Source organism: Microbacterium cremeum (genome assembly GCF_015277855.1).
GTDB classification, from domain to species: Bacteria; Actinomycetota; Actinomycetes; order Actinomycetales; family Microbacteriaceae; genus Microbacterium; species Microbacterium cremeum.
Window position 1 is genome coordinate 2,251,654 of the sequence record NZ_CP063812.1, and the last position, 26,344, is coordinate 2,277,997.

The 26,344-nt window shown below is 70.0% G+C and carries 28 protein-coding genes; 6 read left to right on the forward strand and 22 right to left on the reverse strand.

From position 1 onward, the window contains the following. The first annotated feature begins 140 nt into the window (after nucleotides 1-140). A complete protein-coding gene (locus tag IM778_RS10240) occupies nucleotides 141-1,811 on the forward strand; it encodes a GspE/PulE family protein (RefSeq protein ID WP_194408806.1) in 1,671 nt (556 codons plus the stop codon). Nucleotides 1,812-1,966: 155 nt separating this feature from the next. Here IM778_RS10240 and IM778_RS10245 read toward each other — a convergent pair whose 3' ends face one another. From IM778_RS10245 to IM778_RS10295, 11 genes are all read right to left on the reverse strand, one after another. Further along, entirely contained in the window at nucleotides 1,967-2,272 is a 306-nt protein-coding gene (locus IM778_RS10245) for a GIY-YIG nuclease family protein (protein WP_194408807.1), read from the reverse strand. Nucleotides 2,273-2,559: 287 nt separating this feature from the next. Beyond that, on the reverse strand, nucleotides 2,560-3,798 hold the full coding sequence (locus tag IM778_RS10250; protein WP_194408808.1) for a type II secretion system F family protein: 1,239 nt from the start codon (nucleotides 3,796-3,798) through the stop codon (nucleotides 2,560-2,562). Between the two features lie 3 nt (nucleotides 3,799-3,801). Next, nucleotides 3,802-5,130 (reverse strand): type IV pilus twitching motility protein PilT, encoded by a 1,329-nt coding sequence (locus IM778_RS10255; protein WP_194408809.1) that lies wholly within the window; start codon nucleotides 5,128-5,130, stop codon nucleotides 3,802-3,804. 5 nt (nucleotides 5,131-5,135) lie between these two features. Then, the gene (locus tag IM778_RS10260) at nucleotides 5,136-5,825 is read right to left on the reverse strand and encodes a hypothetical protein (protein ID WP_194408810.1); all 690 of its coding nucleotides are present in this window, start codon (nucleotides 5,823-5,825) and stop codon (nucleotides 5,136-5,138) included. Beyond that, nucleotides 5,825-6,469 carry a hypothetical protein gene (locus IM778_RS10265; RefSeq protein WP_194408811.1) on the reverse strand — a complete coding sequence of 215 codons (645 nt, stop codon included), beginning with the start codon at nucleotides 6,467-6,469 and terminating at the stop codon, nucleotides 5,825-5,827. The genes IM778_RS10260 and IM778_RS10265 overlap by 1 nt, the downstream gene beginning before the upstream one ends. After that, entirely contained in the window at nucleotides 6,466-7,524 is a 1,059-nt protein-coding gene (pilM, locus tag IM778_RS10270; protein WP_194408812.1) for a pilus assembly protein PilM, read from the reverse strand. The genes IM778_RS10265 and pilM overlap by 4 nt, the downstream gene beginning before the upstream one ends. Nucleotides 7,525-7,576: 52 nt before the next feature. After that, on the reverse strand, nucleotides 7,577-8,461 hold the full coding sequence (locus IM778_RS10275; RefSeq protein ID WP_194408813.1) for a prepilin peptidase: 885 nt from the start codon (nucleotides 8,459-8,461) through the stop codon (nucleotides 7,577-7,579). Between the two features lie 3 nt (nucleotides 8,462-8,464). Next, nucleotides 8,465-10,036 (reverse strand): hypothetical protein, encoded by a 1,572-nt coding sequence (locus tag IM778_RS10280; protein WP_194408814.1) that lies wholly within the window; start codon nucleotides 10,034-10,036, stop codon nucleotides 8,465-8,467. Between the two features lie 59 nt (nucleotides 10,037-10,095). Then, nucleotides 10,096-10,638, reverse strand: a complete 543-nt coding sequence (locus IM778_RS10285) for a PilW family protein (RefSeq protein ID WP_194408815.1) — start codon at nucleotides 10,636-10,638, stop codon at nucleotides 10,096-10,098. Continuing rightward, nucleotides 10,635-11,015, reverse strand: a complete 381-nt coding sequence (locus IM778_RS10290) for a type IV pilus modification PilV family protein (protein WP_194408816.1) — start codon at nucleotides 11,013-11,015, stop codon at nucleotides 10,635-10,637. Before IM778_RS10290 ends, IM778_RS10285 begins: the two co-directional genes overlap by 4 nt. 93 nt (nucleotides 11,016-11,108) lie before the next feature. Next, a complete protein-coding gene (locus tag IM778_RS10295) occupies nucleotides 11,109-11,546 on the reverse strand; it encodes a type IV pilin protein (RefSeq protein WP_194408817.1) in 438 nt (145 codons plus the stop codon). Between the two features lie 349 nt (nucleotides 11,547-11,895). Between IM778_RS10295 and IM778_RS10300 the strand changes: the two genes are divergently transcribed. Continuing rightward, nucleotides 11,896-13,275: an HNH endonuclease signature motif containing protein gene (locus IM778_RS10300; protein ID WP_194408818.1), complete on the forward strand. Its 1,380-nt coding sequence runs from the start codon at nucleotides 11,896-11,898 to the stop codon at nucleotides 13,273-13,275. A 144-nt stretch (nucleotides 13,276-13,419) separates the two neighbouring features. On the opposite strand, the gene IM778_RS10305 is transcribed toward IM778_RS10300, so the two are convergent. From IM778_RS10305 to IM778_RS10320, 4 genes are all read right to left on the reverse strand, one after another. Continuing rightward, nucleotides 13,420-15,519, reverse strand: coding sequence for a DUF11 domain-containing protein (locus IM778_RS10305; protein WP_194408819.1), 2,100 nt, complete (start codon nucleotides 15,517-15,519; stop codon nucleotides 13,420-13,422). Nucleotides 15,520-15,850: 331 nt separating this feature from the next. Then, the gene (locus IM778_RS10310) at nucleotides 15,851-16,150 is read right to left on the reverse strand and encodes a DUF1905 domain-containing protein (protein ID WP_194408820.1); all 300 of its coding nucleotides are present in this window, start codon (nucleotides 16,148-16,150) and stop codon (nucleotides 15,851-15,853) included. A 49-nt stretch (nucleotides 16,151-16,199) separates the two neighbouring features. After that, nucleotides 16,200-16,631, reverse strand: a complete 432-nt coding sequence (locus tag IM778_RS10315; RefSeq protein WP_194408821.1) for an SRPBCC family protein — start codon at nucleotides 16,629-16,631, stop codon at nucleotides 16,200-16,202. Nucleotides 16,632-16,670: 39 nt separating this feature from the next. After that, nucleotides 16,671-17,468, reverse strand: a complete 798-nt coding sequence (locus IM778_RS10320) for a glycosyltransferase family 2 protein (protein WP_194408822.1) — start codon at nucleotides 17,466-17,468, stop codon at nucleotides 16,671-16,673. Between the two features lie 49 nt (nucleotides 17,469-17,517). Here IM778_RS10320 and IM778_RS10325 point away from each other — a divergent pair, with 49 nt between their 5' ends. Together IM778_RS10325 and IM778_RS10330 are read left to right on the forward strand one after the other, a co-directional pair. Then, complete coding sequence (locus IM778_RS10325; RefSeq protein WP_228484497.1) at nucleotides 17,518-18,117, forward strand: GNAT family N-acetyltransferase; 600 nt, start codon at nucleotides 17,518-17,520, stop codon at nucleotides 18,115-18,117. A 98-nt stretch (nucleotides 18,118-18,215) separates the two neighbouring features. After that, the gene (locus IM778_RS10330; protein ID WP_194408824.1) at nucleotides 18,216-20,096 is read left to right on the forward strand and encodes a glycosyl hydrolase family 28-related protein; all 1,881 of its coding nucleotides are present in this window, start codon (nucleotides 18,216-18,218) and stop codon (nucleotides 20,094-20,096) included. 137 nt (nucleotides 20,097-20,233) lie between these two features. On the opposite strand, the gene IM778_RS10335 is transcribed toward IM778_RS10330, so the two are convergent. Both IM778_RS10335 and IM778_RS10340 read right to left on the reverse strand, forming a co-directional pair. Then, nucleotides 20,234-21,226, reverse strand: a complete 993-nt coding sequence (locus IM778_RS10335) for an aldo/keto reductase (protein WP_194408825.1) — start codon at nucleotides 21,224-21,226, stop codon at nucleotides 20,234-20,236. A 47-nt stretch (nucleotides 21,227-21,273) separates the two neighbouring features. Next, complete coding sequence (locus IM778_RS10340) at nucleotides 21,274-22,227, reverse strand: L,D-transpeptidase (RefSeq protein ID WP_194408826.1); 954 nt, start codon at nucleotides 22,225-22,227, stop codon at nucleotides 21,274-21,276. A gap of 73 nt (nucleotides 22,228-22,300) precedes the next feature. Between IM778_RS10340 and IM778_RS10345 the strand changes: the two genes are divergently transcribed. Continuing rightward, nucleotides 22,301-23,047 carry an NADPH-dependent F420 reductase gene (locus tag IM778_RS10345; protein ID WP_228484498.1) on the forward strand — a complete coding sequence of 249 codons (747 nt, stop codon included), beginning with the start codon at nucleotides 22,301-22,303 and terminating at the stop codon, nucleotides 23,045-23,047. 3 nt (nucleotides 23,048-23,050) lie between these two features. Here the strand turns inward: IM778_RS10345 and IM778_RS10350 are convergent, their stop codons facing one another. The 4 genes from IM778_RS10350 to IM778_RS10365 all read right to left on the reverse strand — a co-directional run bounded on the left by IM778_RS10350 (nucleotide 23,051) and on the right by IM778_RS10365 (nucleotide 25,125). Beyond that, entirely contained in the window at nucleotides 23,051-23,470 is a 420-nt protein-coding gene (locus tag IM778_RS10350) for a ribosomal maturation YjgA family protein (protein ID WP_228484499.1), read from the reverse strand. Beyond that, nucleotides 23,467-24,036, reverse strand: a complete 570-nt coding sequence (locus tag IM778_RS10355) for a mismatch-specific DNA-glycosylase (RefSeq protein ID WP_194408827.1) — start codon at nucleotides 24,034-24,036, stop codon at nucleotides 23,467-23,469. Before IM778_RS10355 ends, IM778_RS10350 begins: the two co-directional genes overlap by 4 nt. A 46-nt stretch (nucleotides 24,037-24,082) precedes the next feature. Then, on the reverse strand, nucleotides 24,083-24,448 hold the full coding sequence (locus IM778_RS10360) for a hypothetical protein (protein ID WP_228484500.1): 366 nt from the start codon (nucleotides 24,446-24,448) through the stop codon (nucleotides 24,083-24,085). Between the two features lie 92 nt (nucleotides 24,449-24,540). Beyond that, nucleotides 24,541-25,125, reverse strand: a complete 585-nt coding sequence (locus IM778_RS10365) for a hypothetical protein (RefSeq protein ID WP_194408828.1) — start codon at nucleotides 25,123-25,125, stop codon at nucleotides 24,541-24,543. Between the two features lie 72 nt (nucleotides 25,126-25,197). On the opposite strand from IM778_RS10365, the gene IM778_RS10370 reads away from it, so the two are divergent. Continuing rightward, nucleotides 25,198-25,362 (forward strand): hypothetical protein, encoded by a 165-nt coding sequence (locus IM778_RS10370; protein WP_194408829.1) that lies wholly within the window; start codon nucleotides 25,198-25,200, stop codon nucleotides 25,360-25,362. On the opposite strand, the gene IM778_RS10375 is transcribed toward IM778_RS10370, so the two are convergent. Then, nucleotides 25,359-26,333, reverse strand: coding sequence for a diacylglycerol/lipid kinase family protein (locus IM778_RS10375; protein WP_194408830.1), 975 nt, complete (start codon nucleotides 26,331-26,333; stop codon nucleotides 25,359-25,361). The genes IM778_RS10370 and IM778_RS10375 overlap by 4 nt on opposite strands. Nucleotides 26,334-26,344: the final 11 nt, after the last annotated feature.

Consider the following 26,344-nt stretch of genomic DNA (forward strand, 5'->3'; position numbering starts at 1 on the left):
CTTCCGAGGGGTTGACGCGCGCCTCCTCAGCTCTCGATGCGATCTCGGCCGGACTTCCGCAGCACGCCGCAGAACGAGAAGATCGGCATGTACAGCGGCGCCGCCGCCCTAGGATGGCGAGCGGGGATAGGGGAATCACCATGAGAGGTCTCGCTCAGACGCTCGTGCTCACCGGAGCCGTTCGCGCCGCCGACATGTCCGCCGCGATCGCGCAGGTGGGCGCAGACGGGCCCGAACTGCAGCAGCTGCTGGTGAACCAGAAGCTCGTGACCGAGGCGCAGGTGGCCGAGGCGATCGCGCTGCACACCGGGCACCGCTACATCGACCTGGCGAACATGCCCCTCGATCCGAACGTCGTCGCCCTCGTGCCGGGGAACCTGTGCCGGCGCTACGGGATCATTCCGGTCGATCGCCGCGGCGACCGGCTGACCGTCGGCGTGCTCGACCCGACCGACATCGTCGCGCTCGACGATGTCGCGAGCATCACCGACCTGTTCGTCGAGCCGGTCGTCGTCGCCGGCGATGCGCTGGCGCAGATGTTCGAGCGATTCCTGCGATCCGACGAAGAGCTGAGCGAGCTCTCGATGACGATCGAGGAGTCGGCGGAGGCGAAGCAGGCCGCGTTCACCGAGACGCTCGAGGAGCAGGACAACGACGCTCCCATCGTCCGGTTCGTGAACCTGCTCATCGCGCAGGCGATCAACGACCGCGCGAGCGACATCCACGTCGAGCCGGGCGAGAAGCAGCTCACTGTGCGGTTCCGGATCGACGGCGTGCTGCACGAGATGCAGAAGGCCGACCGCGCGATCCAGGACGGCATCATCTCGCGCCTGAAGATCATGTCGTCGATTGACATCGCCGAGAAGCGCAAGCCGCAGGACGGGCGCCTCTCGGTCACGCATGAGAACCGCCAGGTCGACCTCCGCGTCGCGACGCTGCCGACGGTGTGGGGCGAGAAGATCGTCATGCGCATCCTCGACAACACCGGTCAGGTCATGACGATGCGCGACCTGCTGTTCTCGGGCGTGAACGAGAAGCGGTTCCGCGACGCCATCACGCGGCCGCACGGCATGATCCTCGCGACGGGCCCGACCGGGTCGGGCAAGTCGACGAGCCTGTACACGGCGCTGCGGGCGATCGCCAACCCGAAGATCAACGTCATCACGGTCGAGGACCCGGTCGAGTACCGCATCCCCGGCATCAACCAGGTCCAGGTGAACAACCGCGCCGGGCTGACGTTCTCGACCGCGCTGCGCTCCATCCTGCGCAGCGACCCCGATGTCGTGCTGGTCGGCGAGATACGCGACTTCGAGACGGCCAACATCTCGATCGAGGCGGCGCTGACGGGTCACCTCGTGCTGTCGACCCTGCACACGAACGACGCCCCCTCGGCGCTGACACGTCTGACCGAGATCGGCTGCGAGCCGTTCCTGGTGGCGACGGCGCTGAGCGCGGTGGTGGCCCAGCGTCTCGCGCGGCGGCTGTGCATGCGCTGCCGTGAGCCGTTGACCGAGGCCTCCGACGTGCTGGCGGCGCTCGGGTTCCCGCATGACCCGTCCGACGTGCCGCAGCTCTACAAGGCGGTCGGGTGCCCCGCCTGCAGCGGGACCGGTTACCGCGGCCGCGTCGCCCTGCACGAGATCATGACGCTGAGCGACGAGATCGAGTCGCTCGTGGTGACCCGCGCGACGGGCACCGAGATCCGCCAGGTCGCACTGGAGCAGGGCATGGTGTCGCTCCGCGACGACGGCTGGTCGAAGGTCGCCCAGGGCTTCACGACGATCGAAGAGGTCCTCCGCGTCTCGATCTGACGTCCCCTCTCCCTCCCCGGTCGTTGAGCGAGCGAAGCGAGACGAAACGCCATCGCACCCCGCCCCGGTCGTTGAGCGAGCGAAGCGAGACGAAACGCCCCGACGCACGCGCGAACCCCACCCCGTTTCGTCTCGGGCGCCAGAGCGCCCTTCGCTCAACGACCGGGGGTCTGGCGCCGTCGATCGCGGTCGCGACGGCTCCATCCCCGCACGGCGTCGATGCCGCCCGTCACGAACGCCTCGCGCTTGTCGTGGCTCCAACCCTGAAGGCGCTTCTCCCAGGCGAAGGCCTCGTCGATGCGCGCGAACTCCGCCGACCAGGCGATCTCGACCGGAAGCCGTCGCCGCGTGTATGCGGCACCGTGGCCGCTCCGGTGCTGCTCGAGTCGGCGATCGAGGTCGGTGGTGCTGCCGACGTAGAACGTGCCGTCTGCACAGCGGAGGATGTAGAGGAACGCCATGGCCACACTGTGCCGGGCGGGAGGAGCGGGACGGATGCCGCGGCTCGCGGCCGTGGAGAATCCGCCGCCACCGCGGCTTGGGGAGGAGCGGATGCGCACCCCGTTTCGTCTCGGGTGCCAGAGCGCGCATCGCTCAACGACCGACCCCCGGTCGTTGAGCGAGCGAAGCGAGACGAAACGCCCCCACGCACCCGCGAACCCCACCCCGTTTCGTCTCGGGCGCCAGAGCGCGCATCGCTCAACGACCGACCCCCGGTCGTTGAGCGAGCGAAGCGAGACGAAACGCGTCAGCCCTGGTTGGCGAGCTCGCCGTAGAGGGTGAAGATCGGCAGGTAGAGCGAGACCACCATCCCGCCGATCACGATGCCGAGCCCGACGATGAGCACGGGCTCGATCGTCGACGACAGCTGCGCCGTGGCGGTCTCGACCTCGTCCTCGTAGAAGTCGGCGATGCTCGAGAGCATCTCGACGAGCGTGCCCGACTCCTCGCCGACCGACACCATCTGCGGCACCATCGACGGGAAGACGTCGGCCTTCGCGAGGGGCGCCGCGAACGACCGGCCCTGCCGGATCGAGTCCTGCACGTCTCGCACGGCCTGCTCGATCTTCCAGTTGTTCGACGCCTGCCCGACGATCGCGAGGGCCTGGATGATCGGCACGCCCGCGTTGAGCATCATCGAGAGGTTGCGGGCGAACCGCGCGACCGCGATCTTCGTGGTCAGCTTGCCGAAGATCGGCATCTTGAGCTTCACCGGGTCGACCACGCGCCGGTACTGCTCGGTGTGCCGGTTGGCGCGCCACCAGATCACCGCGATGAGCGCCAGCAGCGCGATCGCGGGCAGCATCCACCACATGTTCTTCGAGACCGTGACGAGGATCTGGGTCGGCAGCGGCAGCTCCGAACCGAGCCCGGCGAACATGCCCTCGAAGATCGGCACGACGAAGGTCACCATGACCAGCACACCGATGATCGCGATCACGAGCACGATGGCCGGGTAGGTCACGGCCGCCCGGATCTTGTTCTGCAGCTCGGCCTCGCGCTGGTAGTTGTCGGCGATCGACGACAGTGCGCCGCCCAGGAAGCCGCCCGCCTCGCCCACCTTGACGATGCTGAGCATCAGCGGCGGGAAGGTCTGCGGATGCCGAGCCAGCGCGGCCGAGAACGACGAGCCCGATTCGACATCGGCCTGCACCTGCACGAGCGCCGGCTGCAGCCGCTTGTCGTCGGTCTGCTCGATGAGGATCGACAGCGTCCGCATGAGCGGCAGCCCGGCGTTGATGAGACCGGCCATCTGGCGTGAGAACACCGCCAGGGCCCGCGCCGAGACGTGTCCGCCACGGCCGGGGAGTTTGATCTCGCGGTTGAGTCCGGTGTTCGACTTGAGGGTGACCTCCAGCGGCGTAAGGCCCTGCGCCTTGAGCTTGCCGGCGACGGCCGACTCGCTGGCCGCCTCGATCGAGCCCTTGACGACCGACCCGCCGCGCGGATCGACCGCGCGGTACACGAATTCCTGCACGACGGCCATGGCTCAGCGCTCCCGTCCCGAGCCGAGCCAGTCGACCTGGATGTCGTCCTGGTCGGTCCAGCTGACCTCGCGCGTCGTGGGGTCGACGCGGCCGCCGACGGTGGGCGTGCCGAACCGCGAGCCCATGCCGATGCCCGTGCCGGCCGCAGCGTTCGCAGTGACGGGGGCTCCGGCATCCGCCCGCCACTCCCCCGCGTGCTGCGCCCATTCCTCGGCGTCGAGGTCACGTGGCCGGACGTAGACGCCGTCGAGGTTCTTGGGGTCGACGGCGAAGTCCTTCGCGACGTTGAGCGCGATGGTGCCCTCCTGCACGAGCCGGCGGAGGTCCTGGTCGAGGGTGTGCATGCCGATCTCGGCGCCGGCCTGCATCGCGGAGTAGAGCTGGGCGACCTGGCCCTCGCGGATCATGTTCGCGACGGCGGGCGTGTTGATGAGCACCTCGGTCGCGATCGTGCGGCCGTTGGTCTGGGCGAGCGGCAGCAGCGTCTGGCTGATGATGCCCTGCAGGGTGTCGCCCAGCTGGGTGCGGATCTGGTGCTGCTGGTCGGCCGGGAACACGTCGATGATGCGGTTGATGCTCTTCGCGGCGCCCTGCGTGTGCAGGGTGGAGAGCACGAGGTGCCCGGTCTCGGCCGCCGAGAGGGCGGTCGAGATCGACTCCGGATCGCGCAGCTCGCCGATGAGGATCACATCGGGGTCCTGACGCAGCACGCGGCGCAGCGCCTCGGCGAACGACTGCGTGTCGCGGCCGACCTCGCGCTGGTGCACGAGCGAGCGCTTGGACTCGTGGTGGAACTCGATCGGGTCCTCGATCGTGATGATGTGCGCCGCGATGAGCTGGTTGACGATGTCGACCATGGCGGTGAGCGTCGTCGACTTCCCCGAGCCCGTGGGTCCGGTCAGCAGCACGAGACCTCGGGGTCGCAGCGCGAGGTCGCGCGCGATGGCCGGGGCGCCGAGCTCTTCGAGCGTGTACACGCGATCGGGGATGTAGCGCAGCGCGATCGCGATCGACCCGAGCTGGCGGTACACGTTCGTGCGGAAGCGCCCGATGCCGGGGGTCGCGTGGGCGAGGTCGACCTCGCCGTGCTCCATGAACTCGCGCCGCTGTCCCTCGGTCATGAGGTCGAAGGCGGTCTTCTCGACCCATTCCGCCGAGAGCGCGCCCGGGTAGCCCGGCACCGGGACGAGATCGCCGTCGACGCGCAGCAGGGGCGGCGCGCCGGCGGTGATGTGGACGTCCGACGCGCGGTGCCGTGCGCCGCGCGCGAGGATCGTCTCGAACCCGACCTCGGCGTGCGCCGCGGTGTCGTGTACGGTGTCGGTCGCCATGGCCGTCACCCCTCCCTGTCGGACGCGGTGTCGAACGCGGTGTCGACGTAGGTCAGCGCCGTGATCTGCACGTCGACGGTGCCCGACCCGGTCTGCGTCGAGGTCGCGGTGACGTTGCTGAGCAGACGGGGGCCCGCGCGCAACGCGTCGAGGAACGCGGTCGCCTGCGCCATGTCGGCCGCGGTGGCCTGGATGACGAAGTCCACCTGCTGACGACCGGCGCCGGCACCGGCACCGGCAGTCGGGGTCGTCGCGGCGTCGCCGGTTGCGGCATCCGTCCCCCCTGCCGTCGGCGCGGGTGTCGGAGCCGGCGCGGACGCGGCGGCCGGATCGTCGTCGACACCGGTGCGCACGACGAAGGCGACCTGCTCGCCGGCGGTGACGGCGGTGAGCGCGACGCCGGATGCCTCGGCAGCGCGTCCGACGACCTCGAACACGTCGTCGAGCTGGCCGGTGGCGGGGATCTGCGAGCGCAGGTCGGCGACGCTTGCGTCGATCTCGTCGAGGCGCTCCTCCTCGGCACGCAGGCCGTCGACCTGCGCCTGGTAGATGGCGTTGGTGTTCGCCACGGTGGCGGTCTGCACGTCCACGGCGACGGCCTGGAAGTACAGCGGCAGCGCGACGAGGAACACGCCGAGCGCGATGACGCCGAGCGAGAGGATGAGACCGAGTGCGGTCACGAGGTGCTTGGGCATCATTCGCCTCCCTCGGCGGCGTACTCGCCCGAGTACGCGGTCTGATCGAGCACGACGTTCAGCAGGTACGAGTAGCGCCCCGCCGACTGCTGGCTCGTGGTGACCGACTGGCCGTCGGCGTAGAGAACGCCCTCGACGCCACGCAGCGACCGGATGATCGCGACGATGTCGAGCGGGGTCGGGCTGTCGACCGAGAACGTGCCGACGAGTCCGGGCTCGGCGGCGGGGTCGCCGCCCTGGGGCACGCCGCCGACGGTGAAGTCGAACTCGGTGAGGGTCGTCTCGGCGGGCAGGATGCCGGTGACCTTGGCGATCGCGGGTGTCCAGGCGAGATCGTTGGCCATCGCCTCGCCGCGGAAGGCGGTGAGTTCGGACTCAGTGGCGAGCGCCTGGCTGACCTCGGAGAGCGCCGCGATCTCGGTGAGGAGCGCGCTCGTGCGCGCCTGCTCGGCCGACAGCCGCTGATCGGCGAGGAACTTGAACGCGAAGGCGCCCGCGATGACGAGCAGGGCCACGAGGATCGCGCCGAACACGAGCCACACCCACATGCGCACGAGCTTGTCTCGCTCGCGCCGTGCGACCTCGACGCGCGGCATCAGGTTGACGCGGGCGACCCCCGAGAACGGGACCGGTACGGCGGTCATCGGTGCACCTCCCCGAGTGCGATGCCGACGGTGCCGACGAGGTTGAGCGCGACCTCTCCGGCGGGCGGCGGTGCCGACATGCCGATGACGTCGGCGACCGAGACGACGCTGAGCGGCGTGTCGATCGCGGCGGTGAGGGCCGGGATGACCCCGTCGACTCCCGCCCCCGCGCCGGTGACGAACACGTTCGACAGCGGTGCCGCGTTGGGGCGGCTCGCGAAGAAGGCGAGCGTGCTGCGCAGGCGGGCGGCGAGGTCCGAGACGCCGGGCGGCATCGCGGCACGGAGCGACCCGCGGGTGCGGCCGCCGTTGGCGCCGGGAGCACCGGCGACGACGACACCGCCCGTCGAGGCGCCCATGCCGACGCCGACGGCTGCGTACTCGAGTGCCGGCTCGAGGTCGGAGGCGGTGTGCCGGCGGGTGGCCGCCGTGTCGACGTCGATGGGCAGCACGCGTACGAACTGCGGCACACCGGCGCGGGCGATCACGACCTGGGTCGTGTGGTCGCCGACGTTGACGGTGGCGACGGTCTCGTCGGGTCGGGCGAGCGCCGCGGTGACGCGCGCGAGGCCGAACGCGGTGAGGTCGACCGCCTGGGCGCGCACCTTGACCTTCGAGAGGGTCGAGATGATCTGCTCGATGTTCTCCGAGACCGCCGCGACGAGCAGGCCCGAGACCTGATCGCCCTGCTGGCCCAGCGGGAAGAAGTCGAGCACGGCCTGGCTGGCCGGCACCGGCAGGAGGTCCTGCACCTGATACGGCAGGGCCTCGCGCAGGAGGTCGGGCCGCATGGCCTGGGTCGTGTATTCGCGCACCAGGATGCGGCGGCTGGCGACGCCGAGCACGGCATCCCTGCTCTTGAATCGTGCTCCGGTCCACAGCTGCCGGAGGGCGACGGCGACGGCGCCCGCGTCGAGCACCTCCGAGTCGTGTGCCGAGTCGGGCGGCAGCGGTACTTCGCCGTAGGCGATGAGCTGGGGTTTTCGGCCGAGAGAGAGTTCGGCTGCGCGAACGCTCTCTTCGGTCACCTCCAGCCCGACGATCGTCTTCCCCATGTGATTCCCCTTCCCCAAGTTCCCCAGAACCCCCAGTGCCTGCCGGGGCGTGCTACGTGCTCGTGAACATGTCCACGTACCATCGGCCGACGGACTCGCCGGCGAAGACGCCCGTCCACGCGCCGAGGATCATCCACGGCCCGAACGGGATGCGGGTCCTGCGTCCGGCGCGACGCAGTGCGATCAGCGCGATGCCGAAGATCCCGCCCCACAGGAATGCCGCGAACGCCCCCACGGCGAGCGCACCCCAGCCGATCCAGCCCAGGTAGATGCCGATGACGCCGGCGAGCTTGACGTCGCCGCCGCCCATGCCGCCCGGCCGGATGAGCCGCAGCAGCGCGTAGAACGCGTACAGCACGGCCATTCCGATGCCGGCGCGAAGCAGCGCGACCCAGTCGCCGGTCAGCCAGGCGGCGATGGTGAAGAGGATGCCGGCGACGACGTACCCCGGCAGCACGATGCTGTTCGGCAGCCGGTGCGTGTCGATGTCGATCAGCGTCAGCACGATGCTGACGGCGGCGAGGTACAGGAACGCGACGATGACGAGCCCCAGCGCCCATGCGTCCGCTCCCGCGAGCCCCTCGGTCGTTGAGCGACCGAGCGCCAGCGAGGGAGACGAAACGCCCCCAACCACCGGGTACACCGCGATCCCCCACCATGTCACCACCGCGAATGCGACGCCGGTCACCGCTTCGACGATCGGATACCGCGGCGAGATCGGCGCCTTGCAGTTCGCGCACTTGCCGCCGAGGGCGATCCACGACACCACCGGTACGTTCTGCCACGGCTTGATCCGCGCGTCGCAGTGCGGGCACCGGCTCTCGCGCATCAGCGAGATGCCTGCGGGCACGCGGTACGCGACGACATTGAGGAACGATCCGATGAGGAGTCCGAGAACGCCGGCGACGACGACGAGGAAGACGGCGAGTGAGGTCATGCGCTACCTCTCCGTCTGGTACACGAGACCGTCGAGCCGTGTGATCGTGTTCGTCGGATCGAAGATCCCGCCAGGGCCCTTGATGCCGCAACTGATGGTCGGAAGGGTCGGCACCCACGACATCGGGACGCACGTGAAGGTACCGCCGTTGAGGTGCAGACCGTCGCTTCCCATGTAGAGCTGACCAGACATCGTCAACGACATCGTGCTGCCGATTCCGCACGCGCTGTAGATCAAAGTCCGCACGTTGTTCGTACCGCTCGCGGTGAACTTGTCGAGGCTGCTGCTTCCGCAGACAGGGGGGCGCCCGTCGCTGCCGTTCGGGTCAAGATGGACGATAAGCAATTGCGGTCCCGTTTCCAGGGTCGTGGCGCCCGGGCGTGAGATGGTCCCCGTGAGCTCGAGGTCCATCTTCTCGTTTGCGGGGACGAGGATCACCACGTCACGTGCAACGGTCACGTTCCCTGGGTTGACTTTGATGCCGCTTCCACCTGCGTGGCACCCAGTCATGTCGATGACAGCTCGGGTTCCGGGAGCGCTGAGGATCGTCTGAAGCTGAGCGGTCGAGCACACGGTGCCAGGCGTCGGCGCATAGACCGGCAACGCACTCGAACTCCAGGTCGTTGTCGCCGTCAGTTCGATCCAACTCGTGGCGGTGTAGACCTGCTCCAGCGTCGGCGAGATGACGGGTGCGGAGGCGTTGTCATCGACGGGCACAGCGGCGGGTGGCGTCGCGCCATTGGTCCACTTGCTCGAATCGTGGTCGATCATGTCACCGGGAGTCTTGAATGATCCCTTCACAACACCGGAGCCGGTCTTCGTGTCGATGTTCCCCGCGGCGTAGACATCGCCGCCGACCTCGACGCCGTTCGCGTTGAGCTTGATCATTCCTTCCACCGAAATGAGGTCCCCGCCCACCTTAAGCTGCTTGTTCGCAACGCTGATGGCGTCACGAACATAGACACTTCCCGTCACAATGCACGTATCGGTGATGGTGAGCTTGCCCCGCAACACCCAGAGGTCACCCTGGACGCCACCAGATGCTCCGTTGTTGCACTCGTAGTCGCCTTGGCGGATGACGAGGTCACCCGTGTACGTGGACTTCGTCGCTGTGAACTCGCCCTCGAAGAAGGCAACAGTCCCAGACGGGGTCGTAGAGGGTCCGAAATACCACTCGTAGTACGCCTCGATCGTCGTCTTCGCGGTCGGAACCTGCCACCCAGTGGACTCGATCTTCACCCACTTCGTGGCGTTGGTCGGGCACGCGGTGGTCCAGTCAGTGGTGCTCAACGTTTGAGGGGATGCCGTGTCTTGGCTCGTCGTGAAGATCGTGTACTCGAAGCTCGGCGCCGTTCCGCTCGCGGTCATAGCAGGCGGATCCGAAGCACAATCGACGCCGTTCTCGCCGATCTTCGATCGGATGGAGCCCACCGCGACGTCACGCCCCGACTCGGCGGCGATGAACGCCTCGGTGCGGTCCTTGTTGTCTTGGTTCGCGGAGATCGTGAACATCACCGACGCGGCGATCGTCGCCGCGATGATGAATCCGACGAACATCACGACGACAACGGTCACGAGGACGGCACCGGAGTCGTCCCGGGCCGTGCGACGGCGCGCCTGTGAGACCAGCCTGGCTACCAGCATCCGTCTGTGCCCTTCGTGTCGTCTCCCGATCGTGGGCGGATGTCGCCGGTGAAGCTGACCGGCGAAGCGTCGGTCTCGATCTGGAATGTGTAGGTCAGGGTGCCGCCCGCCGACTCCGCGAAATAGGCGGTGGCGCCCTGCTTCGCGATCCCGGTCTTCCACGGCGAGAACGCCGGAAGAGCGGTGGCGTCGGTCGCCAGCAGCACGCTGCCGTAGTCGGGTGCGGAGCCCTCGGTCAGCTGGAACGCCTGGCACCGGAGGCTGCCGGCGAGAGAGGTGCGGACGTGCAGTACGTCGCCCGTTCCGCTCACCTCGAAGTAGAGGGCGTTGCGCATCGCGCGCTCGATCATCGAGGCGACGACCTGGCCCCGGTTGGTGGCCTCCGTCGTGCTGACGACCTGCTCCTGCGCACGCCACGAGTTGATGAAGATCATCCCCATGGCGACGATGACGATGCCGCTCACGACGACGGCGACGATGAGCTCGAGGAGCCCGAGCCCACTGTCGTCGTCGCGCGTCATTGATGCGGTCATGGGATGTAGATCAATGCCGTCGTGGAGGCGAGGGTGCGGCCGTCGCCTTCGATCTTGAGCTCGAGAGTCGCCGTGAACCCGCTGGCGCAGCCCGACACGGTCGTACCGGCGGTGCTCATGGATACGCCTCGGCCGTCCGACACCGCCGGCAACGCCGCGATCGAGCCGAGGTAGGAGCACGAGGCGTTCTCGCGCGCGTCGTCGACGATCGAGTGCATGTACCGCGTCGCCGTCGCAGTCGACGACTGCTGGGATGCCAGCATGATCCCCTGCCAGAGCGCAGGAAGCAGCGCCACCGCGATGACCCCCAGCAGGAACATCGCGATGACGACCTCGACGAGGCTGAACCCGGATGATTCCGAGTCGTATCCCCTCATCCGCGCACCTCCCCAAGTGGCAGACTTCCCCAGCGATCGTCATGACACCAGAGCCCGAGGAGACTGGCCCCTCGGGCCTGGTGCATGAACCGACTAGCAGCCAGGGCCGGTCGGGATCGTCGCTGCGTCTGCAGCGGCGATGGTCCATGCAGGGTTACTGGCCGTGGCACAGATGCCGTCGATGGTCGACGGAGCGACAGGAGTGAGCGAAACCGCGATTCCGTCATCACCAGCCGACAGTGCGGCGGCGTCGGGGTCGCCAGCAGGGACCTGCGCGAGCGCAGCGGCAGCGGCCGTCGCGCCGTTCGCCGCAGCAGCCTTGAGCGCGTTCAGCTGCGCCTGGTACTGGATGTTGGCGAACAGCGGGATCGCGATCGCGACCAGGATGCCCAGAATCACGACGACGATGATGAGCTCGATGAGCGAGAAGCCGCCCTCGCGGCCCTCCTCCTCGCGGCGGATCTTCTCTGCCTCGAGGTAGTTCTTGATAGTTGCACGCATGGCGCGATCTCCCCAGTGTGTGAGTTGCAAGGTCAACTCCGACCGCCCGGCACCCCACGTGCCGATCGCGATGATCCCCAGTATCGAAAATCCCAGTCCTGTCGGAGCTGGGTTCGAGATGCACGCGCATGCGTGAATCCCCTCCCAGGCATGAGCATGGCGTGTCGGCGGTGCATGCGTCAATGCGAATGCATGAAGTGTTTGCTCAGGAAATGCTCAAGCACCTGGGCGCACCTTCTCGTGGCTGCACGTTCGTGGGCGTCGGAAGCGGCCTCCTGGGCGGTCGGTCGCAACCCGCGGGTCTTTGCGGCGGTTGTGGACATCGCCCCCTCGTTCGCTGCTTTGATCGAATGTCGGAGGTTGTTCCTACTATAAAGATATGTACTTTTCATCGACGCACAGCACCGAGGAGCCGTGGGTCACCGCCGACCCCGACCGCTTCGTCGACGCGCGAGACATCCTCGAGCCGGGTGAGTTCCCGCCGGAAGTAACGGTCGCCGAGCTCGAGGCGAGCGGGGCGGCGCACGCGGCCGCGCTCAACGCGCTGGAGGGCGCGACGGTGCAGGCGCGAATGCTCGTCGCCGACCTGTACGCGGGTATCGCGCAGGTGTTGACGGATGCCGCGGCCTGCCCCGACCCGTGGGTCGGGGCCGATCCCACCACCGATCCGGCGTGGCAGGATCCGCGGGGTCTGCCGGTCGCAGCCGTTCGTGCGGAGCGGCGCACCATCGCGGTGCGCGCCGCCACGCTCGACCTCGCCGTGCGGTTGGGGATGTCGGAGCTGATGATCCGCGCCCGCGCCGCCCACGCCGATCTGCTTCGGGAGCGGTGCCCGCGGGTGTGGGCGGCGTTCCGGTCCGGCCAGGTCAGCGAGCAGAACGCCACCACCGCCGCGCAGCAGGCGGGCACCCTTCCCGACGACCCCGAGACGTGGGGACGGTTCGACGACGCCGTCGAGGCCGGCGCGAAGACGCTCCCGCCGGGCAAGTTCCGGTTGCGGGCGCGGGTGGCCCGAGAACGCGCGCACCCCGAATCGATCGAGGTCCGCCATGAGCGCGCCGCGGCCGACCGCGACGTGACCATCCAGGGCGAGCATGACGGCATGGCCACGCTCTCGTTCTACGGTCCCGCCGCCGCCGTGCACGCGGCCCACGCCCGCATCGACGCTCAGGCACGACACCTCCGCGCGCAGCCGGAGGAGGACCGCACTCTCGGCCAGCTGCGCGCCGACACCTTCGCGGACCTGATGGCCAACGGCGAGACCACCGCATCCGGGCCGCGCGCGGGCCACCCCTCGGTGGCGATCACCGTCCCCGTGATGACACTCCTCGGCCACGACGACGAACCCGCCACCCTCGAAGGCTACGGTCCGATCGACACCGACACCGCGCGACGCCTCGCCGGCGATGCGAGCAGCTGGGTGCGGATCCTCACCCATCCGATCACCGGCACCGTGCTCGACGTCGATCGCACCACCTACCGCGTCCCGAAAGCTCTCCGACGCTGGCTCGGCGTGCGAGACCCGGTCTGCATCACGCCCGGCTGCACCCGCCTCGCCCGCGACTGCGACATCGATCACCGCCTCGACTGGCAGTACGGCGGCGCCACCTCCGCCGACAACACCGCCCCGCTCTGCGAACCCCACCACATCCTCAAGACCAAGAGCAACTGGCGGCTCTACCGCGACGACGCGACCGGCGCGACCTGGTGGGTGACCCCCACCGCACTCACTGTGCCGACCGATCCTCCGCCCTGGTGATCCCGCACCTCGACACCTGAGAGTCGACACCCATCGACGAAGCGGCGAGCTCCGCGTTTCGTCTCGGGCGCCAGAGCGCCCTTCGCTCAACGACCGAAACCGGCCGGACGTCGAGGCGATTCGACGTCCGGCCGGCCGGTCCGGTCAGTCCGTCGGGATGCCTGCCCGGCGCCGACGCTGCAGCAGCAGGAGTCCTGCCCCCAGCATCAGCGCGGCGACTCCCGCGAACATCGGTGCGAGCGGCATCTCCGAGCCGGTGGCGGCGAGCGGAGTCACCGACCCGGGCGCCGGACGCATCACCGTGACCGACACCGTGTCGTCATCGCACCCGACCAGCTCACCGCCGGAGTCCGCAGAGCCCCAGCAGATCTCGGCCGTGTTGTCGATCGTGCCGGCAGCGACATCCGCCGCCGTCGTCACCGACAGCACGATCGCCGGCGCGGTCTCGCCCATCATGAGCGGGCCGAACAGCGTGCACTCGAGCGTTCCGCCGAATCCCGCGGCATCGGTCCCCGTCACTGCACAGTCCTGCCAGCGCGGGAACGCGGCACCGTCGGTCGTGACCGAGTCGACCCGCAGGCTCGCCGGGATGACGTCGGTGATCACGACGGGATCCGCGACCGAGTCCACGCTGATGTTCGATCCCACCAGCGTGTAGTCGAAGCCCTCACCCGGGGCGACCGACGTCTTCGACGCCGTCTTCTCGATGAGCATCGCTGCCGATCTCGGCATCGCGCAGTTCTCGGTCTGCGGCGGGTACGTCACCTCGACGACCACGGTCGGGTTGACCTCGAAGGTCACCGTCGAGTCCAGTCGCCAGGGGTACGTCGGGTAGGACGTGTCGAGCACCCTGCCGTTGTAGACCAGCGAGGGATCCACCGCGAGCGTGCCGTCCGGGTTGTAGTCCGCCTCCGTGAGGAGACGGTACCCCGGCCACTCGATGCTGTTTCCGTTGCCGGCGAACGCGGCACCCGGCCACACGATCGAACCCGAGTCGCCCGACGCGAGCACGCGCTGCACCTCGGCTGGATCAGCCGGACCCGTGGTCGGCGCCCACGTCATCGTGATCGGCATCCCCGCGAGGCTGCCGCTGGTCTGCACGGCGTAGTGCAGGTACGGCGCATCGGCGACGCACTCCACGAACACGTCGACCAGCAGTTCGTCGCGCGGCACGGTGTCGGTGTCGCAGTCGTTGCCCGGGAAGATGTCTCCCGGAACGTCGACGCACGCCGTGTTGACGATGTCGCCCTCGAACTCCCCGATCGGACCCGGCTCAGGAGCAGGCTCGACCTGCACCTGCACCACGATCTCTGCCGACGCGCCCGGGGCGAGTGCCACGCCCGACACGGTGACCTGGTTGCCGCTCGACTCATCGAGCCACCCAAGGGGCACCGTCACGCCGAGCACCGTCAGCGAGTCGGGAACCGTGTCTGACACGACCCCGTCGGTGAAGGCCTGCGTGCCGACGTTGGTCACGGTCAGCGTGTACGAGAAGACCTGCCCGTACTCCACCGCGCCGTCCGGAATGGTGGAGTGCGTCTTCTCGATCGCGACGTCGCGGATCGGCTCGGCGCACTGCGGCGGGTCGCCGATGATCGCCTCGAACTCGGCCTGCGTCACGATCACCGCGTTGGTCGCGGTCTCGGGCTCGGCGTCCGGGCATTCGGCGACGTACGCGACGGAGTAGTGCGAGATCTCCTTGCCCGACGGATGGCTGATCGTCACCGACGTCACGGGCGGGTTCAGCACGACGTACACCGGGCCTTCACCCTGCTCGATCGATCCCGCCTTCACGCAGTACCCGTAGATGAGCATGCCGGGCGGCGCCGTGATCTCCCACGACGTCTGCTTGCCCACCGTCGTCTCGTGCCCGGTGTGGAGGTCGGCGCAGACCTGGTCGTTGTCATCGGCGGCGGCGAGCGCCATCACCTCATCGACCGCGTCGGCGTCGTCCGGAGCCTCAGCAGGCCCAGCAGCGTCCGCCGCATTCTCCTCGGCCGATGCCGGCGGCGCCACCTCGGCGGGCGGCTCGGCGGGCGGCCCGGCGGGCTGCTCGGCCGCGGGGGCCGGATCGACCACCGCTGGTTCCTCCACCGCCGCGGGCGGTTCTTCGACCGCAGGCTCCTCGACCGGCGGCGCCGGTTCCGGGGCGACGGATGCCTCGGCCACGACCGCGTCGGTCGTGCCGGTGGCGGGTTCCTCCGCCGACGCGAACGACGCTCCCGAGAGTACGAGCGCGGTCACGACCGCGAGCACCGTCCCCGAGCGCACCGCGGCCCGCGCACCACGGCGCGGACCTTCATCGGCGTTCCCCCCGATACAGGCGCGATCGCGCCCACCCAGAATTGCACGCATGCGAAGCATGACTGATCCCCTCCCCAGAGACCGCCCGCGTCCGCGTGCTTGGCGCACGCGGTTCCCAGCGCGGGCGACCCTTCCCAGTACCGGAGATTCTCCGCCTGCTCGTGATACATATCAAGACACCGGCCCACGTCGCGCGAGGAGACGTCCGGCGCCGCCAACCGGACAACCCTGCCGCAAGCCCGCGGCAGCCCCGTGACGGGTCCGCCCTCCGTCAGGCGTCGAGCACGTGCAGCCGCACCGTCACCGGGCCGCCGTCGACGAGGCCCTCGGCATCCCGCACCGCCTTCTTCAGCGGCAGCACGTACGACCCGCTCTTCGAGTCGGGGAAGATCGACGTCGTCCACTCCGACCCGCCGATACGGGCGCGCACGCGCACCGACCCGAAGCCCCGTGCGGGCCGCGGGACCTCTCGGATGTCGTCGCTCAGCTCGGGCGGCACCGCGGTGAAGAACCACGATGAGTCCTCCCGCGCGTCCCACCGGAACACGTCGGACTCGAACTCGATGATCACGGCGTCGACCCTACCGCCGCGACACGACACCGGCCCCGCGCTGCCGCGATCAGCGGAGCCGCTCCCCCGGCGCCCCGCCGTGCCGGTCGACGAGCCGCTGCAGGCAGTTCGACCATCCTTCGACGTGGTTCGCCCGCTCCTCCGCCGACAGGAACCCGGTGTGCCGGACGATCACCCGGGTCGAGGCATCCGCCGCACTCTCCAGCGCGATCTCGACATCGGTGGAGTGCTCCTCGCCCGCCCAGCGCCACGCGAGCCTCAGGCTGCGCGGGGCGTCGAACGCGAGCACCGTCGCCTCGACGGCGAGACCGGCCACCTCCGACCGCACCTCCCACCGCCCCAGCTCGCGCAGCTCGATGACGGCGGTCGTCTCGAATCTCGGCGGCCAGATCCACTCGGCGAGGCGCCCGGCCCCGGTGAGGTCGAGCCAGACCGAGTCGACGGATGCCGCGACCAGCGCCTCTTCGGTGAGCTCGTGCATGCCCGCCACGGTAGCGGGTTGCTCGGACGCCCGGGGCGGCTAGCGCCCGTACTCGGGCGTCCAGTCGTCGCCCTCGGGGATCCACTCGGCGCCCGCCGCGGCATCCGTCGCCCCGTCGCGTCGCCGCCACGCGGCACCCTCGGGCCAGCTCACCGCGAACGTCGTCGCCACCTTCGCGATGCGCCGCGACAGGCCCGACAGCGTCTGCACCGGCCGCGCCGACACCGGCATGCGCAGCTGCGGGTCGTACCGCACGCCGTCCGAGGCGCGGAGCCGGATCGTCAGGTCGAGGTCGTCGTGGATGCGCGCGTTGCCGCGGTCGACCTGATCGCGCACCCGCTCCCACACCGACGTGCGCATGGCGAAGTTCGACCCGAAGACCAGCGGGATGCCGAGCCACTTCTTGATCCAGTAGTGCCCGCCGCCGATGTACCACCGCTCGCCGAGATAGTTCTGCAGGGCCGTGCCGCCGTAGAACTCCGCTCCGCCGGTGAGCACGCCGAGCGACGGATCGGCGACGAACGCGCGCACGAGCCTCGCGATCCAATCCGGGTGAGGCCGCGAGTCGGCGTCGAGCCGCGCGATGATGTCGGCGTCGGCCATCGCCTCGTCATAGCCGCGCGCGGCCGCGGGCCAGATGCCGATGGCGGACTCGGCCACCACGTCGGCGCCGTGCCGGCGCGCGACGGAGGCCGAGGCATCCGTGCTCGCGTTGTCGACGACGATCACTCGGTCGGCGGGGTGGGACTGCGCCGCGAGCGCGGCGAGGCACGCGTCGAGATACCCGGCATCGTCGCGGCACGGTATCACGACAGCGATGCGAGGGACGAGGGGCACAGCAGAACCCTACTCCCGCGCTGTCGCATGCCAGGGATACCCTGCCGTCGTGGACGGGTTGCGCATCGTGCCTGCGAACGAGGCCTCGTGGGACGACCTGCAGGCGATCCTCACCGGCGCCGCCAAGCGATGCCAGTGCCAGCGGCAGCGCCTCGGCGATCGCGACTGGTGGTACCTCCCCGAGACCGAGCGCGCTGCGATCCTGCGCAGCGAGACGCACTGCGGCGATCCCCGTGCGAACGAGACGATCGGCCTCGTCGCGTACCGCCACGACGAGCCGGTCGCGTGGTGCGCAGTCGACCGGCGCGCCGTGTACGGCCGTCTGCGCGGGTCGCCGGTGCCGTGGGAGGGCCGCGACGAAGACCCCGACGACGACTCGGTGTGGGCGATCGCCTGCCTGATCGTCCGGCGAGGGCATCGCGGCCAGGGGCTCACGTATCCGCTCGTCGCAGCCGCGGTGGACTACGCCCGCGAGCGTGGCGCGGCGGCGGTCGAGGGCTACCCGCTGCTCACCGGCGGAAGCCGGATCTCGTGGGACGAGATGAACGTCGGGCCGGTCGGACCGTTTCTCGCGGCGGGCTTCCGCGAGGTCGCGCATCCGACCAAGCGCCGGCTGGTGATGCGCATCGACCTGACACCGCCGGGGTGAGCAGCTCGGGAAATACCCCTTGAGACCGCTCCCACGATTGGTTACATTCCAGTAAGTAACGGTATTCCGCCGCATCACCTCAACGGAGAGGACTCCACATGCCCGCCCCCGTTCCCCGCCGCGCCCTCCGGCTCGGTGCCGTCGCCGCCGGCGCCGCGCTCGTCACGAGCGCGCTGCTGGCCACCCCGGCCACCGCCGCCCCGCCGCGCGCCGTCGACCCCTTCGCGCCGGACCTCGGCCCGAACGTCACGATCTACACGCCCGACACGCCGCTCGCCGACATCCAGGCCGACCTCGACGCCCTGCACGCGCAGCAGGTCGACGCCGAGATGAGCACGAACCGCCAGGCGGTGTACTTCCTGCCGGGGCAGTACGGCTCGGCCGAGGACCCGCTGCAGGTGAAGGTCGGCTACTACACCGAGATCGCCGGACTCGGGGCGTCGCCCGAAGACGTCACCGTCCACGGCGCGATCGAGGTCTACAACCGCTGTCTGGAAGGCGGCGGCACCGCGAACTGCATCGCCCTCGTGAACTTCTGGCGGACGATCTCGAACCTCTCGATCGACATCGACAAGGCCGGGCAGGACGGATGCCGCCAGAGCGCAGAGTTCTGGGCGGTGTCGCAGGCCGTCTCGATGCGCCGGCTGGACGTCTCGGGCGGAAACCTGTCGCTCATGGACTACTGCACGGCCGGACCCCAGTACGCCAGCGGCGGGTTCATCGCCGACTCGCGCCTCCCGGCGGTCATCAACGGCTCGCAGCAGCAGTGGCTCATCCGCAACAGCGAGGTCGCCTCGTGGTCCAACGCGGTGTGGAACCAGGTGTTCTCGGGCGTCGTCGGCGCCCCCGACGACTCCGCGTTCCCCGACCCGCCGTACACGACGATCGACCAGACGCCCCTCAGCCGTGAGAAGCCGTACCTCTACGTCGACGACGAGGGCCGCTACCAGGTCCGGGTCCCCGCGGCCGAGCAGAACACGAGCGGGATCACCTGGGGCGACGGCGAGACGGCGGGGCGCAGCATCCCGATCACCGAGTTCTTCATCGCGACCCCCGGCGACTCGGTGAAAGACATCAACAACGCCCTCGCGCGCGGTGCGCACCTGATCCTCACCCCCGGCGTGTACGACGTCGACCGCACCATCGAGGTGAAGCGGCCCGGCACGGTCGTGCTCGGTCTCGGGCACGCGACCCTCACGGCAGTGGGCGGCGCGGTTCCGCTGGCGGTGAAGGATGCCGAGGGCATCGTCGTCGCGGGCGTCACGATCGATGCCGGCACCGAGCTCTCGCCGGTGCTCATGCGCGTCGGCGCGGCGGGCAGCGACAAGGCGCTCGACCCCGCGAACCCGATCACGCTGAGCGACGTGTACTTCCGCGTCGGCGGACCGCACATCGGGCGGACGACCACCGCGCTCGAGATCAACGCCGACAACGTGCTCATCGACCACACCTGGGTGTGGCGCGGCGATCACGGCGTCGAAGGCTTCACCCAGGGGGTGAACGGCGACACCGACCGGTGGAACACCAACACCGGACTCAACGGCGTCATCGTCAACGGCGACGGCGTGACCGCGACGGGCCTGTTCGTCGAGCACTTCCAGCAGCACAACACGCTGTGGAACGGCGAGAACGGCCGCGTCATCCTGTACCAGAACGAGCTGCCGTACGACCCGCCGACCCAGGCGGACTGGACGCAGCCCGACGGTACCCTCGGCTACCCCGGGTACCGGGTCGCCGATGACGTCACGACGCACCGCCTCGACGGCGCCGGCGTGTACGTGTTCAACCAGAACAACCCGTCGATCATCACGGCGAACGGGTTCTCGGTGCCCGAGACACCGGGCGTGCAGCTGCACCACATCATGACGGTCAACCTGTCGGCCGGCACGATCCAGCACGTGGTGAACGGCATCGGCGGCCAGGCCGACAACACGAACACCGGCGCACCGCAGTTCGTGGTCGACTACCCCACGCCGTAACCGCGCCTTCGCTCGCTGAGCGAGCGAGGAACGAGCGAGACGAAACGCCCCGGACCGACGTCGAACGTCGGCTCGGGGCGTTTCGTCTTCGGGCGCCAGAGCGCCCTCCGCTCAACGACCGGTGGTGGTGCCGTGATTCACCAGAGCGGATGGATCGCCGCGCGCAGGTCGCGGTCGTACACCTCGCGCACGACGGCATCGAACTGCGCGATGTCGAAGTCGCCGTCGAGCAGCGCCGCGGCATCCGCGTTCGCCTGCGCCTGGCGCACGTTGCGGGCGCCGGGGATCACACTCGTCACGCCGGTCTGGGCCGCGATCCACGCGAGCGTGGCCGCGGGCAGCGACACGCCCTCGGGGAGCGCCGCCGCCAGCTCGGCGGCCGCCGAGAGCCCCACCTCGTAGTCGACGCCCGAGAACGTCTCGCCGCGGTCGAACGACTCGCCGTGGCGATTGTAGGTGCGGTGGTCGTTCTCGGCGAACGTGGTCGACGCCGTGTACGTGCCCGACAGCAGGCCCGACGCGAGCGGCACGCGCGCGAACACGGCGACCCCCGCCTCGGCGGCCGCCGACAGCACCTCGTCGAGCGGCTTGAGCCGGAACGGGTTGAAGATGATCTGCACGTTCGACACGCTCGGGCGCGCGATCGCCGCGAGCGCCTGCGCACACGTTTCGACCGAGACGCCGTATGCGGCGATCGTGCCGTCGGCGACCAGCGCGTCGAGCGCATCGTACGTGGCGTCGTCCTCGATCACCGCCGTCGGCGGGCAGTGCAGCTGCACCAGGTCGAGCGTGTCGACGCCGAGGGTGCGGCGCGACCGGTCGGTCCACACGCGGAAGTTCTCCGGCGAGTAGTTCCCGGGCTCCTGCGGCAGGCGCCGGCCCATCTTGGTCGCCACGGTGATCCCGTGTCCGGGGCGGTCCGACAGGAACCGGCCGATGATCGACTCGCTGCGCCCGTCGCCGTACACATCGGCGGTGTCGAACAGAGTCACGCCCCGGTCGACGGATGCCGCGAGCACCGCCGTCGCGTCCTCTTCGCTGACCGCACCCCAGTCGGCGCCGAGCTGCCACGTGCCGAGGCCGATCGCCGAGATCGAGCGTCCCGTGCCGCCGAGTGCGCGCTGCTGCATGAGGATCCTTCCGGAGGGGTCGAGGGGAGGGTCCCAGCATCCCACGTTCAGGGGTTCACGATGACGGGCGTGCCCTCGGCAAGCTCGGCCAGCCGCCCGATCGCAGCGGGGTCGACCCGGAGGCAGCCGTTCGAGATCGCCCCCGACCTGTCGTCGTGGTAGTGGAAGGCGGTGACCGCGACATCCGCTCCCCCGAAGCCGTCGAGCGTCGGCGATTGCACCGACAGGTAGACGATCGGGTGTCCGCGCGTGTACCAGTACTCGGGTACGACGCGCGTGGTCATGATGAACGTGCGCCCCAGAGGCGTCGGCGTGTGGTCGGTGCCCCACGCGAAGTCCGTCGCGATGCGCTCGGCGACGCCGTCGCGGACGATGTCGATCGTACGGTCCGAGATGCTCACAACGACGCTGGCCGCGGTGGGCGCGAGCTCGACGTCGGAGACTCGCAGCCAGCCCGCGACCTGCGCCGGGTTCCCGGCCGAGGGGATCGCCTGACGGCCGGTCAGCAGCACCTTGATCCAGTGCGCCTGCTTCTCGACGACGGGGACCGCCGTGCCGCCGTAGGGGAACTCCCGCGGCAGGTACGCGACCGGCTCGCCGGTCGGATCTGCCCAGATCGGCGCGCCGACGCCGTGGGCGACCGCGTGCTCGGGCAGCGGCGCGGCGAAGGGCGCATCGTCCACGGGCAGCGCGGGGAGGACGCTGAAGACGTTCACCTGCGCCAGCGCGCCCATGTCGTACGACGCGGTGTTCGGCGCGAACCCGGTCGGCGTCGGAGTCGGGGCCGGAGTGGGACTCGGCGTCGGGGACGGCGAGGCGACGGTGGGCGTCGCCGAGGGTGCCGCCGTGGTCGGCGCCGGTGTCGGCCACAGCAGCGCGCCCACGAACACGGCGACGACCGCGATGGCGACCGCGATCAGGCTCCACGCGATCGCGCGGCGCCGCGTCGACGCCGCGGTGCCGCGCGCGGACGCGCCGGAGCGGGCTTCGGCATCCCCCATGTGTCCATGGTCTGCGCGGTCGGCGGACGCCGCAAGCACTCGGCGCTCACGATGCCGCGGATAGCCTGACGTGGTGAACACCAGCCAGGACGACGCGGCGCGTCCGATCCGCACGCTGGGGGTCGTCGGCGCCGGGAAGGTCGGCCTCGTGATCGCCCGGCTCGCCCTCGGCGCGGGCTATCGCGTGCTCGTCGCGGGGTCGGGTGAGGCGGCGAGGATCGCCGGGCAGCTGGACGCGGTGGCGCCCGGCGCGACCGCGGCCGAGGCATCCGTCGTCGCCCGGCGTGCCGACGCCGTCGTCCTGGCCCTGCCGCTCCCCCGGTACCGCGCGCTGCCCGTCGAGGCACTCCACGGGAAGCTCGTCATCGATGCCACGAACTACTGGTGGGAGGTCGACGGCCTGCAGGAGGAGTTCGCGGACCCGCTCACCTCGACGAGCGAGATCGTGCAGGGGTTCCTGCCGGATTCGCGCGTGGTGAAGGCCCTCAACCACATGTCGTATCGCGACCTCGCCGACGAGGCCCGGCCCGCCGGCGCGCCGGGCCGCAAGGCCATCGCGATCGCCGGAGACGACCCCGGCGACGTCGCCGCCGTCGCACGGCTCGTCGACGACCTCGGATTCGACGTCGTGACCGCCGGCACGCTCGCCGACGGCATCATGCTGCAGCCCGGCGGCGAGGTGTTCGGCGCCGACGTCGACGCGGCCGAGCTGCGCGCCATGCTCGACCGGTTCACGACCTCGCAGCGAGGCCTTGTGATCGCGCGCGCCCGGGCACAGCGCGCCCAGCGTGACGAGCCGGGGCCGGATGCCGCGCCCTGACCGCTACGTCGTGCGCCGGCCGCGGGATCCCGCGAGGTCGACCACCGTGGCCAGGGCGATCGTCACGACATATACCGCGAGATCTCGCGCGTCGAACACCGTCCCGAGCACGAGCGTCACGGGGGCAAAGGCCGCGCCCCACGCGAGCGGCAGCCCGGTGAGCTGGAAGAGCTCGACGCCCACGCACCACGCGGCGGCGATCGCGCCGACCGCGAGCGCGGGAAGGCGAGGCGCGACCGCCACGACCAGCAGGTACGCCGCCCCCGCGTAGAGCGCGTCGCCCGCGATGTCGGTCGCAGCGGTGTCGGGGAGAGCGCCAAGGACCACGAGTCCCGCCACGACCACCACGGCCAGCGTCACGGCCGCGACCAGTCGCCGTGTGCGTACCCGCGGCGCCGCGACCTGTCGCCGCGGCGCGGTCACGCGATCACTCCGGCGGCCCGCGCAGGCGCCGCGTAGGCGTCGGCGAGCGAGGCGACCGTGTCGTGGGCGTTCAAGCCGCTGGGGTTGGGCACGACCCACAGCTCCGCGCCGCCGAGCGTCTCGTGCTGCCGGCCCGCGAGCGCGCGCGGACGCGCGAAGCCCTGGCGGTACGCGGTGACCCCGACGACCGCGATCACACGCGCGCGCCACGACGCGGCATCCGTCGTCAGTCGCTCCGCTCCCGCGCGCAGCTCGCTGCGCGCGAGCTCGTCGGCACGCGCCGTGGCGCGGTGCACGACGTTCGAGATGCCGATGCCCGCGTCGAGGAACATGCGCCGATCGGCCTCCGGCATGCCGTCCTCGTCGATCCTCGGCAGCCGCGGGATGATGCCTGCCGCAACCAGCGCCGGGTAGAAGCGGTTGCCGGGACGCGCGAAGTGCACGCCGGTCGCGGCCGTCCACAGACCCGGGTTGATCCCGACGAACACGAGCCGCGGATGCGCGGGGATGAGGTCCGGAACGCTCCGCCCGCGGTGACCCTCCAGCTCGGCGCGCGTGAAACCCATGCGACCAGTCTCGCTCACCTGGGGTCGCGGGCCGGACGCGCGGGTGTCAGCGGTTCTCGAGCCGGAAGAAGTTCGAGCGCGATCCGTCGGCACGGGTGTCGTGGTACACGAAGCTCAGGCCGTGCTCGTCGAAGGCCCGGAGCCACTCATCCCAGCTCACCTCGCGCAGCTTCTCCTCCTCGGCCTCGACCATGCCGAAGCCGAAGTCGAACCGCAGCAGATCGAGGTGTCCGTCGTGCTCGGCTCCTTCGAGCGTCGCCGGCGTCGCGTGCCGGTCCTCCGCCCATTGCCGGATGACGTCGTGATCCGTCGTCGTGTGCTCCTGGTCGATGTGTTCGGCGCCGTGCGCGGCATCGTGGGCCTGTCCCGTCGCGGCGGGCGCGACGTCCGGCTGTTCTGGTTCGAAAGTCATGTCGCACTCCTCTCCGATTCCAGCGTGGCGTCGCGCGCAGTCCTTGCCGAGGGGCTTGAAATACCCGCGGACTCCCGCTAGGCGCGTGCCGATCAGCGCGAGAGGGACACCACGATCAGCGTCACGGCGAGCACGGTGTCCAGAACGCAGCAGAACTCGGCCATCGACGAGGCGACGACGCGCTGGGTGCGCAGATGGTAGACGTCCCACGCCGCGTGCGCCAGGAGTCCCACTCCGACGAGGAGGCCGGCCACGCGGCCGCTCACGAGCGCGACGCCGAGGGCGACGAGCACGATGGCCGCCATCGCGAGGGCCTGGAGCGGCAGCCCCCACCCCGGCCTGATCGCGCCTCGGACGAGACCGATCACCGCGATCACGACCGCGGCACCCACGATCGTCCACCCCGGATCGAACGCGGGGACGGCGAACCCCACCCCGATCACGACGAACGTGAGTGCGAACAGCGGCCAGGCGGCGCGGCGGCTGCCGAGCGCGGCCGAGCCGAGATAGACGAAGCCCGCGGCGGTGAGCACCTGGCCCGCCTGGGCGGTGCTCGAGAATCCGACCCAGTAGGCGACGGCGAGCGCTCCGCCGAATGCGAGTCCGGCAAGGCTCGGCCACCGGCGCGCGATCCACGAGCCGCGACGACCGTCGTGCGCGTGCGCAGCTGTGCTCATCGCCTCACCTCCGATGTCGGGGTTGATCCCACAGCAGTGTACGAATGCGCGATTGAGCGTATCGTGACGCACATGTGGACAGTTCTTCTGATCCTGCTCGTGGCGTGGGTGGTGCTGTCGATCGTGGGGTTCGTGTTCGAGGGCCTGCTGTGGCTCGCGATCATCGGCATCGTGCTGTTCGTCGGCACGCTCCTGTTCGGGTTCCTCCGCCAGAACGCCCGGCGCAACCGGCCCTAGGCGGCTCCGTTCCCGGTCGCGCCGCGGATCCGCAGCGCGCCCGGTCGCACGCTGATCCGCGCCCGCGTGACGAGGCCGAAGCTGTCGCCGTCGAGCTGGATGAGGTGAGGAACGTCGAATCGGGCCTCGAACCGCCGCCCTTGCACATAGGCCAGCGAATGCAGGTCGGGCGTCGCCCCGAGCAGTCGACGGCTGAAGCGGGACCGACGCGCGATGCCCTGCAGGGTGAGGCGCGTTCCGATGCCCGCCCACCCGAGGCGCCCCTTCGGGCGCATCATCACGACATCCAGCAGCCCGTCGTCGATGATCGCGCGCGGGATCAGGAGCATGTTCCCGGTCAGCGTTCCGCAGTTGCCGACGATCACCGTGTGGGCCCGAGTCGATCTCACGCGTCCGTCGTCCACCCGGTAGTCGAGGTGGAAGAGCCGGTTCGCGATGACCGACCGGGCGATGGGGGTGATGTAGGCGAGCCAGCCGAAGCGCTTCTTGGCGAGCGCGTTCGTGTTCTGCGCCATCTCGGCGTCCAGCCCGATGCCTGCCATCACGAGGAACACGTGCGTGCTCCGCTCGCCCGACTCGCTTTCCAGTTCGGCGACGCCGACGTCGACGGAGCGTGTGTCGCCCGAGAACGCCGCCGCAACGCATGCCTCGACGTCGTTGATGACCATGTCCAGCGCTCGCGCGAGGAGGTTGCCGGTCCCGGTCGGCAGCAGCGCGACAGGGATGCCGGTGCCGTGCAGGACCTCGGCGACGGCGCGGACGGTGCCATCGCCTCCGGCGACGATCACGACCTCGGCGCCGTCGGCGAGCGCCTGGCCTGCCGCCGCGCGCCCGGAGTCGTCGCTGCGGGTCTCGTACCAGCGGGTCTCAGCCCACGCGGCATCCGCCTGCTGCGCGGCGACGGCGCGACGGAGCCGGTCGATCGGCCCCTTCGTCGGGTTGTAGACGACGGCCGCGTGTGGTCGTTCCATGTTGTCGTCGG